Source organism: Kitasatospora sp. Ki12 (assembly GCF_054601375.1).
In genome coordinates this window covers 3,387,156-3,400,362 of sequence record NZ_BAAIHT010000001.1, presented here as the reverse complement: position 1 = coordinate 3,400,362, position 13,207 = coordinate 3,387,156, and the positions used below count along the sequence as shown (strand labels likewise).

At 73.9% G+C, this 13,207-nt stretch carries 13 protein-coding genes and 3 tRNA genes; 2 read left to right on the top strand and 14 right to left on the bottom strand.

The genetic code is table 11. The features are described 5' to 3' along the window. Positions 1–16: 16 nt before the first annotated feature. Both ACYP53_RS14965 and ACYP53_RS14960 read right to left on the bottom strand, forming a co-directional pair. Positions 17–89: transfer RNA gene (locus tag ACYP53_RS14965), tRNA-Ala, on the bottom strand. A gap of 195 nt (positions 90–284) precedes the next feature. Continuing rightward, a complete protein-coding gene (locus ACYP53_RS14960) occupies positions 285–1,724 on the bottom strand; it encodes an MFS transporter (RefSeq protein WP_459647643.1) in 1,440 nt (479 codons plus the stop codon). A 103-nt stretch (positions 1,725–1,827) separates the two neighbouring features. On the opposite strand from ACYP53_RS14960, the gene ACYP53_RS14955 reads away from it, so the two are divergent. Continuing rightward, positions 1,828–2,727 carry a helix-turn-helix transcriptional regulator gene (locus ACYP53_RS14955; RefSeq protein ID WP_189923649.1) on the top strand — a complete coding sequence of 300 codons (900 nt, stop codon included), beginning with the start codon at positions 1,828–1,830 and terminating at the stop codon, positions 2,725–2,727. A gap of 58 nt (positions 2,728–2,785) precedes the next feature. Here ACYP53_RS14955 and ACYP53_RS14950 read toward each other — a convergent pair. The 8 genes from ACYP53_RS14950 to ACYP53_RS14915 form a co-directional block, all read right to left on the bottom strand. Beyond that, a tRNA-Ala gene (locus ACYP53_RS14950) sits at positions 2,786–2,858 on the bottom strand. Positions 2,859–2,905: 47 nt separating this feature from the next. After that, a tRNA-Ala gene (locus ACYP53_RS14945) sits at positions 2,906–2,978 on the bottom strand. Between the two features lie 233 nt (positions 2,979–3,211). Continuing rightward, on the bottom strand, positions 3,212–3,862 hold the full coding sequence (locus ACYP53_RS14940; RefSeq protein WP_459647985.1) for a histidine phosphatase family protein: 651 nt from the start codon (positions 3,860–3,862) through the stop codon (positions 3,212–3,214). After that, entirely contained in the window at positions 3,859–4,317 is a 459-nt protein-coding gene (rsfS, locus tag ACYP53_RS14935) for a ribosome silencing factor (RefSeq protein ID WP_189923657.1), read from the bottom strand. The genes ACYP53_RS14940 and rsfS overlap by 4 nt, the downstream gene beginning before the upstream one ends. 205 nt (positions 4,318–4,522) lie before the next feature. Further along, complete coding sequence (locus tag ACYP53_RS14930) at positions 4,523–6,367, bottom strand: LCP family protein (protein WP_459647642.1); 1,845 nt, start codon at positions 6,365–6,367, stop codon at positions 4,523–4,525. A 14-nt stretch (positions 6,368–6,381) separates the two neighbouring features. Further along, positions 6,382–7,014: a nicotinate-nucleotide adenylyltransferase gene (nadD, locus tag ACYP53_RS14925; RefSeq protein WP_459647641.1), complete on the bottom strand. Its 633-nt coding sequence runs from the start codon at positions 7,012–7,014 to the stop codon at positions 6,382–6,384. Positions 7,015–7,285: 271 nt separating this feature from the next. Next, positions 7,286–7,441: a hypothetical protein gene (locus ACYP53_RS14920; RefSeq protein WP_189923663.1), complete on the bottom strand. Its 156-nt coding sequence runs from the start codon at positions 7,439–7,441 to the stop codon at positions 7,286–7,288. Positions 7,442–7,635: 194 nt separating this feature from the next. Next, complete coding sequence (locus tag ACYP53_RS14915; RefSeq protein WP_189923665.1) at positions 7,636–7,782, bottom strand: hypothetical protein; 147 nt, start codon at positions 7,780–7,782, stop codon at positions 7,636–7,638. 247 nt (positions 7,783–8,029) lie between these two features. Here ACYP53_RS14915 and ACYP53_RS14910 point away from each other — a divergent pair, with 247 nt between their 5' ends. Next, a complete protein-coding gene (locus ACYP53_RS14910; RefSeq protein WP_189923667.1) occupies positions 8,030–9,121 on the top strand; it encodes a M48 family metallopeptidase in 1,092 nt (363 codons plus the stop codon). 170 nt (positions 9,122–9,291) lie between these two features. On the opposite strand, the gene ACYP53_RS14905 is transcribed toward ACYP53_RS14910, so the two are convergent. The 4 genes from ACYP53_RS14905 to ACYP53_RS14890 all read right to left on the bottom strand — a co-directional run bounded on the left by ACYP53_RS14905 (position 9,292) and on the right by ACYP53_RS14890 (position 13,194). Next, positions 9,292–10,353, bottom strand: a complete 1,062-nt coding sequence (locus ACYP53_RS14905) for an SCO2583 family membrane protein (RefSeq protein WP_189923669.1) — start codon at positions 10,351–10,353, stop codon at positions 9,292–9,294. 179 nt (positions 10,354–10,532) lie between these two features. Next, positions 10,533–11,117, bottom strand: a complete 585-nt coding sequence (locus tag ACYP53_RS14900; RefSeq protein ID WP_189923671.1) for an SCO2584 family spore wall biosynthesis protein — start codon at positions 11,115–11,117, stop codon at positions 10,533–10,535. An 89-nt stretch (positions 11,118–11,206) separates the two neighbouring features. After that, positions 11,207–12,529, bottom strand: coding sequence for a glutamate-5-semialdehyde dehydrogenase (locus ACYP53_RS14895; RefSeq protein ID WP_459647640.1), 1,323 nt, complete (start codon positions 12,527–12,529; stop codon positions 11,207–11,209). A gap of 140 nt (positions 12,530–12,669) precedes the next feature. Next, complete coding sequence (locus ACYP53_RS14890) at positions 12,670–13,194, bottom strand: hypothetical protein (protein WP_189923675.1); 525 nt, start codon at positions 13,192–13,194, stop codon at positions 12,670–12,672. Between the last annotated feature and the right edge of the window lie 13 nt (positions 13,195–13,207).

The following is a 13,207-nucleotide window of genomic DNA, read 5'->3' as shown; positions in this document are numbered from 1 at the left end:
CGGCTCTCGACTGCTGTGGAGCTACGGGGAATTGAACCCCGGACCTCTTGCATGCCATGCAAGCGCTCTACCAACTGAGCTACAGCCCCTTGACCTGCTTCGTCGCCTTGGTCTTTCGGCCGTTTCCGTCCGGTTTCCCTTGGCGACATCGACTACTTTACACGGTCCGGGGCGTGCTCCAGAAATCCGTTTCCCGGAGCCCGCCCCACCCCCTCCCCGAAGTCCCCCCGGCGCCCAGCGCCCAAGCCCCCGCCCCGGCCCCCGAGCCCCCAGGCACGCCCCTCCTACCGCGCCGCCCGCCGCCCATGCGCCGCGAAGCCCGCGGTGAGGAGCACCACGACGGCGTTGACCAGCAGCGTGGTCCACAGCGCGTGCCCGGACTCGGCGGCCGGCGCCGGCAGGTCGACCTGCCCGAGGAACACCGAGCCGAGCACCGCGACGCCGAGCACCTGCCCGAGCTGGATGACCGTCACCATCACCCCGCTGGCGTCGGCCGCGTCCTCGGGCGCCACCCCGGCGAGCGCCCGGGCGAACAGCGGTGCGTACGCGCAGCCGGCGACCAGGCCGAGCGCGGCCATCTCGGCCAGCGGCCCCGCCCCGATCCCGGCGCCGTCGCCGAGCAGGACGCCCAGCAGCAGGTAGCCGCCGGAGAGGAGCACCGCGGCGACCGTCGGCAGGGCGCCGTGCAGCCGGCCGGGCAGCCGGTGCCAGTGCATGCTGGACAGGCCGAAGCCGACGGCGACGGGCGCCGAGCAGAGCCCGGCCGCCAGGGCGGTGTGGCCGAGCCCGGCCTGCTGGTGCAGGGCGAAGGCGAACATGAACCCGGCGAAGGCCGCCATGATCGCGAACAGTCCGGCCGCCGCCGGCCGCAGTCCGGGGGCGCGCAGCACCCGTCCGGCGATCAGCGGCTGGCCGCCGGCGCGGGCGATCCGGCGCTCGACCACCACGAAGAGGGCGAACAGCAGCACGCTGCCCGCGATCATCGCCCAGCCCCAGGCGGGCCAGCCGAGCTCGTGGCCGAGGACGAGCGGCACCACCAGCAGGCCGAGCGCCGCGCCGAGCACCACCAGGCCGGGGACGTCGAAGCCGCGGGTGGCGTCGCCGGGCAGCCGGGGCAGCAGCCGGGCGCCGGCGGCGAGCAGCAGCACCCCGATCGGCACGTTGACCAGGAACACCGGCCGCCATCCGCTGCCGAACAGGTCGGCGCTGACCAGCACGCCGCCGAGCACCTGGCCGAGGGCCATGCCGCCGGCCAGGACGGCCGAGTAGAGGCCGAGCGCCCGGGTGCGGGCGGCGCCGGTGAAGGTGCGCTGCAGCAGGCTCATCACCTGCGGCACCATCAGCGCCGAGCCGGCGCCCTGGAGCAGCCGGAAGGCGATCAGCCAGCCGGTGGACGGGGCGAGGCCGCAGGCCAGCGAGGTGGCGGTGAAGGCGGCCAGGCCGAGCTGGAACATCCGACTGTAGCCGTGGCGGGCGCCCAGCCGGGCCCCGGTGATGAGCAGCACGGCGTAGCTGATGGTGTAGCCGGCGATGACCAGCTGCAGGGCGGCACCGGAGGCGCCGAGGTCGGTACGGATGGTGGGGACCGCGACGTTGACGATGGAGACGTCGAGCACGGCCATGAACTGCCCGCACAGGACGAGCGCGAGGAGCAGCCCTGGCCGTACGGCCGGTGCTCCGGTGGTGCCGCCGACCGCGCCGGGCCGGATCTGGAGGTCCGTCATGGCAGCCAGCCTGCGGCCGTACCGGTACTGGTGGTTAGAGCCTGCTGATCCTGGTACTGGCAGCACCTGTATCGCCCGCCGGTGCTGCGGCACGATGGTGGCCATGACCGTGCTGGAGGAACTCCCGACCGCGGCGGGCGGGCGCGACCGCCGCCGTACCGAGCTGGCCCGCTTCCTGAAGGCCTGCCGGGCGCGGGTCGCCCCCGAGGAGGTCGGGCTGCCGCCCGGGCTGCGCCGTCGGACGCCGGGGCTGCGGCGCGAGGAGGTGGCGCAGCTCGCCGGGGTCGGGGTCACCTGGTACACGTGGCTGGAGCAGGGGCGGCCGATCAACGCGAGCGAGCAGGTGCTGCTGGCGGTGGCCCGGGCGCTGCGGCTGGACGGCACCGAGCGCGAGCACCTGTTCGGGCTGGCCGGGATGTCCCCGTCGCCGCACGCGCAGCCGGCGCCGCCGGAGCTGAGCCCGTCGATCCAGGTGATCCTGGACTCGCTCGCCCCGCTGCCGGCGGCGGTCTCCAACACCCGTTTCGACGTGCTGAGCTACAACGGGCCGTACCGTTCGCTGTTCGGCACCGAGCGGATGCGCCCGGTCGGCGGGGTCGTCTTCAACAGCCTCTGGTGCATGCTGACCGCCCCGCCGTGCTGCAACCCGTGCGGGAACCGGGACGAGGCGCTGCCGCGGATGGTGGCGGTGCTGCGCTCGGCGTACGGCAAGCACGTGGGCGAGCCGGCCTGGGAGGAGCACGTGCAGCGGCTGTCGGCTCGCAGCGGGCTGTTCCGGGAGCTGTGGGCCCGCCAGGAGGTCGCGCCGCCGGAGACCTGGCTGCGGATCTTCCGGCACCCGCAGCTCGGGGTGCTGCGGGTGAACGCCACGTACCTGACGATCCCGGGGGTGCCGGAGTGCTACATCGTGGTGTACCTCCCGGCGGACCCGGAGGACCGGGAGCGGGTGGAACGGCTCGGCTCGCTGCCGCCGGGCGGCTGGACGCACGTCTGCGAGCAGTGACGGGCGCGCGAACGCCGGAAGGCCGCCACCCCTCGGGTGACGGCCTTCCGAACTGCTGTGGAGCTACGGGGAATTGAACCCCGGACCTCTTGCATGCCATGCAAGCGCTCTACCAACTGAGCTACAGCCCCGCGACACGGACGACCCTGGCTGACTGACCACGACCGCCGATGCGGAGTGGAGCTACGGGGAATTGAACCCCGGACCTCTTGCATGCCATGCAAGCGCTCTACCAACTGAGCTACAGCCCCGCACTCACCGGATCTCCCGCTTCCCTTCCGGGCCGCGTTCCTTCCCTGCGAACGAGGAAGACTCTAGCTGGTCAGGGCCGGAACTGCGAAATCCGCCCTCGTGAGGCCCTCGCCGGACCTCCGTCGAGGCCCCCACCGGGCCCCCGCGAGGAACCCTGCGGCCCCCCGCGGACCCGCGCCGGACGCCCGTGCCGAACCGCTGCCGCGCCACTACCGAACCGCTGCCGTACCGCTCAGGTGTCGTCGCCGATGACCGGCTGCGGGAGCGTGCCCGCGTTGTGCTCCAGCAGGCGCCAGCCGCGCGCCCCGTGGCCGAGCACCGACCAGCAGCAGTTGGACAGTCCGCCGAAGCGCTCCCACTGGGGCGGCTCCAGGTCCAGCAGGCGCCCGAGCATGGTGCGGATCGTCCCGCCGTGGCTGACCACGACCAGCGTGCCGTCCTCCGACAGCTTGCCGACGGCCTCCAGCACCAGCGGCACCGAGCGGTCGGCGACCTCGGTGGCCAGCTCGCCACCGCCGCCGCGCCGCACCGGCTCGCCGGCCGCCCAGGCCGCGTACTCCTCGGGGAAGCGCTCGCGGATCTCGGCGTTGGTCAGGCCCTGCCAGGAGCCCGCGTAGGTCTCCCGCAGGCCCTCGTGGTGGGTCACGTCGAGCCCGGTGACCGCGGCGAGCTCGTCGGCGGTGCGCCGGGCGCGCTTGAGGTCCGAGGAGATCACCAGGTCGGGGCGGAGCCCGGAGAGCAGCCGGGCCGCCCGCTGGGCCTGAAGGACGCCCTGGCCGGTCAGCTCGATGTCCGTGGTGCCCTGGAACCGCGACTCGAGGTTCCAGGACGTCTGGCCGTGCCGCCAGAAGACGATGCGCGGGCCTCGCGCGCCGCGGCTCAGTGCAGGTCCTCGGGCTTGCCGAAGTCGTCGGCCGGGGCGAGGGCGTTGCCGGCCTCGTCGGTGTGCGCGTCGGGACGGTTGCGCGAGGCCAGGGCGTCCTCGGGCAGCGGCAGCTCGGGGCAGTCCTTCCAGAGCCGGTCGAGCGAGTAGAAGGAGCGCTCCTCGGAGTGCTGGACGTGCACGACGATGTCCAGGTAGTCGAGCAGGATCCAGCGGCCCTCGCGCTCGCCCTCGCGGCGCACCGGCTTGATGTCCAGCTGCTCGCGCAGCTGGTCCTCGATCTCCTCGGCGATCGAGCGGACCTGGCGGTCGTTGTTCGCGGAGGCGATCAGGAAGGCGTCGGTGATCGACAGCACCTCGCTGACGTCGAAGGCGATGATGTTGTGCGCGAGCTTGTCGGCCGCCGCCTGGGCGGCGACGTTGATGAGCTGCTGGCTGTGGTCGGTGACGGTCACGGTGATCTTCCGGCTCGGCTGCGTGGGGCGCGCCCCGGCAACTGGGCCGGGGTCGCCTTCCAGGATCTCACGCCGCCCGGGCGGGCCCGGAACCGTTTTCCGGGCCCCGCCCGTGCCCGCCCGGGCCGCCGCACCGCCCACGGCCCGGGCGACGGGGCCGGCCACCGGGGGCCGGGCCGCCGTCGCGCGGGTGTCCGTCGCCGTCCTACGGGTTCTTCGGTGCCTGGTAGTCCTTGCCGAGCACTACCAGCAGGTCCGCGTTCTGGGTGTCCCCGGTGACCTTCTTCAGCGCCGTGTCCGGCAGGCCGAGGCTGGTCGCCAGCGACTTCGCCGCGCCCTGGCGGGCGTCGTCGGTGTAGCGGATCTCACTGGTGGCCTGCGCGGCGGTCTTGGCCCCGCCGGGGATGAAGGTCAGGCCGGAGTTGACGATCTGGACCTGCGCGGCGGCGGCCGCGGCGTCGTTGCCGCTGGCGTCCTGCAGCGCGACCCGGGCGGGGGCGTCGCCGGCGGCCGCGGACTTCACGGTGCCGCCCAGCACGTCCTTGACCTGCTTGCCCGCGGTCGCCTCGTCCAGGCTGCCGTCCGGCTTGACGGTCAGCGCGGTGGTGCCGAAGTGGCCGCCCTTCGCCTGCTGGGCGAGCTGGACGAGCACCCCGGCGAGGGCGTCCTCGGGCAGTGAGGGGTCGAGGACCGCGTTCATCCGGTGCACGTCGTCCTTGGCGTCCTTGAACTCGGTCGGCATGGTGCGCACCACCGCGTCCATGACCTGCCCGAACCGGGCCAGCTGGGCGTCCCGGTTCTCGCCCGGGTTCTGCAGGGTGGCGTACGCGACCGCGGCCTTCCCGCTCAGCATGGTGTTCTTCCCGGCCGCGGACAGCAGCTTGCCGTCCGGCTTGCCGCCCTCGTGGGTCTCGGCGTTGGTGTCCACCCGGACGCCGCCGAGCTGGGAGACCAGCAGTTCCAGGTACGGGGTGTCCAGCCGCCAGGTGCCGGCCACCGGGGCGCCGAGCACGGTGGACAGGCCGTCCCGGGTCGCCGAGGCGCCGATGCTGTCCATGGCCTGGCCGATGGTGGTGACCGGCGGGTCGCCGGGGCCGGGCAGCCGCAGGTTGTCGGGCAGCAGCAGCACGGTGCCCTTCTTCCCGGAGGCGTCGTCGACCAGCAGCGCGCTGGAGACCTTGCCCTGCAGGTCGCGCAGGTGGACGACGTTGACCTGGCGCCCGCCGGCCGCGGCGGCCGCGGTCGGCTTGTCGCCGGTGAACCACAGGTAGCCGCCGACACCGCCCGCCGTGAGCGCCACCACCACGCCCAGGCCGATCAGCCGGTTGCGCAGCTTGCGGCGGCGCTCGGCGCGCACCTCGCTGCGGGACTCGGCGAACTTCAGCCAGTCGATGACGTCCTCGGTCTCCTCCGCCTCCTCGTCGACGAAGGTGAACTCGCCCGTGGTGTAGCCGTCCTTGGGCGCCTTGCTCCCGGCCTTGCCGCCGCGGGCCCCGGCGACCTGCTCGGACGGCGACCGGTCCTTGGCCGGCGCCGGCGCCGCCTCCGCGGCGGGCCGGTTCGCCCGCGGGCGCGGCGGCACGGCGGCGGGGGCCACCGGCTCGACGGGCGCGGGCGCGGGCGCGGCGGCCTCGGGCGCCGCGGCCTCGGGCTGGTACGGCTGCTGGTAGTCCTGCTGCCCCTGGTAGCCCTGCTGCTGGTAGCCGTACGGGTCCTGGGTGTAGACGGGCTGCCCGTACTGGTCGTACTGCGGCTGCCCGTACGACTCGTACCCCTGCTGCTGCGGATACCCCTGGCCCTGGCCGTTCTGCTGGTAGCCGTCGTACCCCTGCTGCCCCTGGTAGCCCTGCTGCTGGTAGCCGTACGGGTCCTGGGTGTAGACGGGCTGCCCGTACTGGTCGTACTGCGGCTGCTCGTACGACTCGTACCCCTGCTGCTGCGAATACCCCTGGCTCTGGCCCTGGCCCTGGCCCTGACCCTGGTACGGCTGCTGGTACTGCCCGGTGGACCAGTCCTCCGGCCGCTGCTGGCCGCCGCTGCGATCCGTCATGCGCCGCTCCTGGCTCAGGTCCCGCGCGGCGCGTACAGCGCCCGCTTGTCGATGTAGCGGACCACGCCGTCCGGGACGAGGTACCAGACCGGCTCGCCCTTGGCGACCCGGTTGCGGCAGTCCGTGGAGGAGATGGCCAGGGCCGGGACCTCCACCAGGGAGACCCCGCCCACCGGAAGCCCGGCGTCCGAGAGAGTGTGCCCCGGGCGGGTGCATCCGATGAAGTGGGCCAGCGAGAAGAGTTCGTCGGAGTCACGCCAGGACAGGATCTGGGCGAGCGCGTCGGCGCCGGTGATGAAGAAGAGGTCGGCGTCCGGGTGCAGGGCGTGCAGGTCGCGCAGGGTGTCGACGGTGTAGGTCGGACCCTGGCGGTCGATGTCGATCCGGCTGACCGAGAACTGCGGGTTCTCGGCGGTGGCGATGACCGTCATCAGGTAGCGGTCCTCGGCCGGGGTGACGTGCCGGTCGCTCTTCTGCCACGGCTGACCGGTCGGGACGAAGATCACCTCGTCCAGGTGGAACGCGCTCGCGACCTCACTGGCGGCGACGAGGTGGCCGTGATGGATCGGGTCGAAGGTGCCGCCCATCACGCCGAGGCGCTTCTTCACCGGTTCCGGTCCGCCGGGATTCCCGGCCTGCTCTCCCATGCCGCCACACATTACGCGACACCCGTTACGGTGCGGGAACGGCCGGGTGGGGGTCCTCCGCAGACCCGGTGGGGGCGGCCCGCAGACCCGGTGACGGACCGGCGACGACCCCGGCCACGGCCCCACGGCAACCCCGGTACCGGCCCCACGGCAACCCCGGTTTCGGCCCCGGCGGCGACGGCCCGCGCACCCGCCGGGGGTGTCCGCGGATATGCGTGAGGGAGCGGCCGGCCGGTGGCCGGACGCTCCCCGAGCGGTCCGCGGAGCGGGCTCAGCGGTCCCGGTTGAAGCGGGTGGTGATGAAGAGCAGGAGCAGCAGGATCACCAGGGCGGCGCCACCCGTCAGAGCCGGGTTCAGGCTGTCGTGGTTGCCCCCCTCGCTCTCGGCGAGCAGGTTCAGAACAGGGAGTGCGGCGGCAGTGCTCATCGTCGGCGGGACCTTCTCGGCTCGGTGAACGGACCTGGGGGGTTGTTCCGGGCCGGTGAGGGCCCACCCGTCATCGTACGGGGGGTCGCACCGCAACCGCTCGGCGGCCCACCGCCGCTGAAGGGGCGTGAGCCGGGGTGGCCCGGACCGGACCCGAGGGGCCCGCGAGGCCGGTCGCCACCGGGCCCCGGGGTCTAGTTTCCGCGGAAGGCGCGGGCCATCAGCCAGACCAGCAGGCCGACGCCCACGAAGGAGGCGACGATGATGATCCGCAGGAAGAGGCCCGGGCCGGCCTCGTCGGAGATGGGCGCGGCCAGGCTGACAAGCGCGTCGGTGGACATCTGGGGGCTCCTCGAACTGCTCGGTACCGCGGCCGGGTCCGGTCTCGGTGGTCCAGGGCAATCAGGGTAAACCGGCCTCACACCGGCACCCCTCACCGGCCCCTGTGGCGCGCCCCGCCCGCGCGTACGCTGGCGCCGGGGACGAGTACGCAACCACGGACGTTGCACAGACAGTCGTTGAAGGCGAAGACCAGCGGGGGGCCGGCCAGCGGGCCGTGGCCGCCGTCGACCAGGAGGTACTCAGACCATGACCGACACGACCGCGAAGACCCCGAGCCGTCGCCGCGAGCGCTTCCCCGGCATCTCCACCCGCGCCTGGGAGCACCCGGCGGACCGCTCGGCGCTGGTGGCCCTGCGCAAGCTGTCCGGCTTCGACGACATCCTGAAGAAGCTCGCCGGCCTGGTCTCCGAGCGCTCGATCCGGCTGATGTTCCTGGCCACCGCGGTGAAGACCTCCGAGCGGCAGTTCCCCGAGCTCCACACCATGGTGCGCGACGCCGCCTACGTGCTCGACCTGGAGCAGGTCCCGGACCTGTACGTGACCCAGGACCCGACGGTCAACGCGTTCACCATCGGCATCGACACCCCGATCATCGTGGTCACCAGCGGCCTGGTCGAGCTGCTCGACGAGGAGGAGCTGCGCTCGGTCATCGGCCACGAGGTCGGCCACGCGATGTCCGGCCACGCCGTCTACCGGACGATGCTGATGATCCTCACCAACATCGCCACCCGGATCGCCTGGGTGCCGCTCGGCAACCTGGCGATCATGGCGCTGGTCACCGCGCTCAAGGAGTGGTTCCGCAAGGCGGAGCTGTCCAGCGACCGGGCCGGCCTGCTCGCCGGGCAGGACCTCCAGGCATCCATGCGGGCCCTGATGAAGCTGGCCGGCGGGCACAACCTGGCCGAGATGAACGTCGACGCCTTCCTGGAGCAGGCCGAGGAGTACGAGAAGGCCGGCGACCTGCGCGACGGCGTGCTCAAGCTGCTCCAGGTGCTGCCGCAGACCCACCCCTTCGCGGTGACCCGGGTCGCCCAGCTGAAGAAGTGGGCGGAGAGCGACGAGTACCGCTCGATCCTGGCGGGCGCCTACCCGCGCCGCTCGGACGACCGGGACACCTCGGTCGGCGAGCAGTGGAAGGCCGCCGCCGACCACTACACGACCTCGGTGAAGGAGAGCAAGGACCCGCTGATGGGCCTGCTGCGGGACGTCGCCGGCGGCGCCGCGACCGTGGGCGGCAAGCTCCGCGACACCTTCACCGGCGCCACCAACCGCGGCGGCTCGAACGGGAACGGGAACGGAAACGGCTCGAACGGGTCCGACGACCGCAGCGGCAGCTGAACCCCGGCCGCCGAGCGCGGACACCGGGCGCGGGCTCCGGGCGCGCGGAGCACCGAACGCCGAACACCGCCGACGGCCGGTGACCCACCCGGGTCACCGGCCGTCCGGCCACCCAGCCATCCGAGTCGTCCGAGCCCCCTCAACCTCCGCCGGCGCGGCGGCCCCGGCCCTCAGCTCCCCGCCAGCACCCCGCACACCTGCCACCCGGGCCGGGCGTGGTTGCCGGGGTCGACCGCCGTCGGCGGCGCGACCACGGTGCCCTGCGCGGTGGCCAGCACCGGCTGCAGGAAGCCCGCCATCGAGGTGCCGCAGGGCTCCGGCCCGGCCTGCAGCACCGAGTCCACCAGCCGCAGCTGCGCCGAGGCCAGGTCGACCCGGTCGAACTGGAAGGTCAGCTGCCGCCGCACGGTCTCCAGGGTGACCGGCGCTCCGGCCGGGGCTCCGGCCGGCTTCAGCGCGTAGACGAAGGTGTGGTCGGTGGTGATCTGCAGCGTCCCGCTGTCCGCCTCGTCGATCCTCATCGCGCCGGCCACCTTGACGGTGTCCGAGGCCAGCGCGACCTGGGCCGGGTCGAAGCGGACCAGCCAGCCGGTCACCGCGTGGTGCCGGTCGTCCACCGGCTGGGTCACGCCCGCGTCGAACTCCGCCTGCTCACCGGGCGTGACGAAGGCCCGGACGTCCGCGGTGGCGCCCCGGACCAGGGCGGTCGGGGCCAGCGAGGAGGCGACCAGGTAGCGCTGGACGGTGTCGAGCGCCTTGGTCACCTCGACCCGGCCGAAGTGTTCGGTGGCCGCCCCGGTCGGGGTGTTCAGCCCGAGCGTGCCGTCCCCGTACCCGGGTGGCAGGGCGGCGAAGGGGTTCGCCGGGTCGGCGACCGGGCGCACGGCCGAAGCCGGGCTCAACGCGACCAGACTGACGGTCAGTTGGCTTCCTTCGGGCCGGGCCGGGATCCCCTTCGGCGAGCTGATCCCGAAGTACACCGCGGCCCCGAAGGCGAACAGGATGAGCAGCAGCAGGGCGAGCGCCTGGCGCGGGACGCTGCCCAGCGGGCCGAGCCGTACCCGCTGCCGGGTCGCCTTGCCGAAGGAGCCCGCCAGCCGCTCCCGGGCGGACAGCTCCTGGATCCGGGCAGCCCGGACGAACGATTCGTCGAACACGACGGACCGGAATTCGTCCTCGTTGCCGGAACCGCCCTCGGGCGGACCCTCAGGAGGCTCTCGCGGGTCACCCATAACACCAGGGTAGGCGGACACCCGCGCCGCCACGAGGGTCCTCGCACAGATTCCCGGGGACGCTCCGTGACCACCCGCCGGGGGCCCGCACCGCACCGCCGCCCGACCGCCCTCCGACTGCCACCCGACCGGCGGCACCCGGGGCAGCCGCAGCCGGTCCGGGGCCGGTCCGGGCCGGTCTAGCCGGCGGGTGCGGTGACCACCAGCGGCGGCTCGGCCGGGACGGGACGCTGGTCCACCCCGGCGCTGCTGCTGCCGGACTCCGGTCTGCGCGACGTGCCCGAGGAGCCGCCCACGCCCTGGGAGATCGCCGCGACCGCCACCGCGACCAGGCTCACGCCCATGATCACGGCGAGCACCCAGGCCACCGGCCGGTGCCAGCGCTGCTGGGCCACGTACCGGCCGCGGGCGCGCACCGGGTCGTAGCCGCGCCGCCACCGGCGTCGGCCGGGTCGGTCGACCGCCCGGCCCGGTCCCGACCAGGGGTCGGGGTAGAGGTGGTCCGCGTCGAGTCCGGTCGGGTACGGGCGCAGCTCCAGCGGCAGCCCGTCACCGGCCGAGACGTCATAGCTCCAGCCCGGGCCCGCGCTGTCCGACTCGAACCGGGCCTCGGCGGCGGCGAGTTGCCGCTCCTTGGCGGTCGGCTCGTGCACGGCGGCGGACCGGACGAAGGCCTCATCGAAGACCACGGTGGCGAACTCGTCGTCCGCACCACCGTGGTCGGCGCCGTCGGGGTACGGCAAGCCCCCCACATCCTCAGCCACGGATTCAGCGTATTACCGGTCGGGCGTTTTGTCTGTGGCTCCCGGCAGTTGGTCCGTCACACGTGTGACGGACGGCCCGCGGCGACGGCTCAGCGGGCGTCCGGGGTGCCACCGACGGTCTGCGTCGCCTCGCCCCGCACGTGCCCGTCACCGGTGACGATGTACTTGGTGCTGGTCAGCTCCGGCAGGCCCATCGGGCCGCGGGCGTGCAGCTTCTGGGTGGAGATGCCGATCTCCGCGCCGAAGCCGAACTCGCCGCCGTCGGTGAACCGGGTGGAGGCGTTGACGGCCACCGTGGTCGAGTCGACCAGTTGGGTGAAGCGGCGGGCGGCGGCCTGCGAGGTGGTGACGATCGCCTCGGTGTGGCCGGAGGACCAGCGGCGGATGTGCGCGACGGCGGCCTCCAGCGAGGGCACCACGGCCGCGGCCAGGTCCAGCGAGAGGTACTCGGCGCCCCAGTCCTCGTCGGTCGCGGGCAGCACGGTGGCCGGGCCGCCCTCGGCGGCCTTGAGCACCGCCTCGTCGCCGTGCACGGTCACCCCGGCCCCGGCCAGGGCGGCCAGCGCGAGCGGCAGGAAGGCGTCCGCGACGTCCTGGTGGACCAGCAGCGTCTCGGCCGCGTTGCAGACGCTGACCCGCTGCGCCTTGGAGTTCAGCAGGATGCCGACGGCCATCGCGAGGTCGGTCTCGGCGTCCACGTACACGTGGCAGTTGCCGGTGCCGGTCTCGATCACCGGGACGGTCGAGCCCTCGACGACGGTGCGGATCAGCGAGGCGCCGCCGCGCGGGATCAGCACGTCGACGAGGCCGCGGGCGCGCATCAGCTCCTGCACGGACTCCCGGCTCTCCCCCGGCACCAGCTGGATCACGTCGGCGGGCAGCCCGGCCGCGACGACGGCGTCCCGCAGGACGGCGACCAGCGCGGTGTTGGAGCGGTAGGCCGAGGCCGAGCCGCGCAGCAGCACCGCGTTGCCGGACTTGAGGCAGAGCGCGGCGGCGTCGGCGGTGACGTTCGGGCGGGCCTCGTAGATGATCCCGACCACGCCGAGCGGCACCCGCACCTGCCGCACGTCCAGGCCGTTCGGCAGGGTGTAGCCGCGCACCACCTCGCCGACCGGGTCGGGCAGGCCGGCCACGTCGCGCACGTCGGAGGCGATCGCGGCGACCCGCTCGTCGGTCAGCGTCAGCCGGTCGATCACCGACTCGGCCGTCCCGGCCTCCCGGGCCCGGGCGACGTCCTCGGCGTTGGCCGCGACGATCTCGGCACTGCGGGCCACCAGCGCGTCCGCGATCGCCACCAGCGCGGCGTCCTTCGCCTTGCGCGGCAGCGGGGCGAGCGCGGCGGCGGCCTCCCGGGCTCGGCGCGCTACGGCGAGGACGGGACTGTCGGCGGTGGCGAGGTCGCTGGTCATGCCGCCAAGGGTAGCGACTGCGCCCGCCCCGCCGATCCCCTATTTCGCCCGGTGAGACACCGTCCGGGCGCACGTCCGGGCGCACGTCCGGGCGCACCCCTCAGAACGACGCACCCCGCGCGGTACGGGTGCGCCCCGCCTCAGTACGGGTGCACCCCGCCCAGGTGCGGCGGCGGATCGCCGAAGCCCTCCGCCACCCGCTTGTGGTACGTCGCCCGGTCGACCACCTCCAGCCCGACGATCTCCCACGGCGGCAGCTTGGCGGTGACCTTGTGCTCGCCCCAGAGCCGCAGCGCTATGGCCGCCGCGTCGTGCAGGTCCCGGGCCTGTTCCCAGTACCGGATCTCGGCGTGGTCGGCCGCGTAGCGGGCGGTCAGGAAGAACGAGTGGTCGTGCGCCAGCCGTTCCAGTGAGGCGCGCAGCGCGGACAGCGGGGTGACCTGCCCGGCCACGCTCAGCACCACGTGCCACAGCCGTGCCTGCTCGGGCACGGTGGGCGGGTCCGCCGCGTCGGCGCGCTGGGGCCGTGGCCTGCGCGTCCCGCCCGGTCCCTGGGGCGGCGGACCGGCCGGCTCGGCGGGGCCGTCCCCGCGTCCGCCGTCGATGCTGGTCAGCCGCCGGCCCGCCGTCCCTCCGGTCAGCGCTGCCTCGCGCCTGCGTTCCACCGGCGGCCTCCTG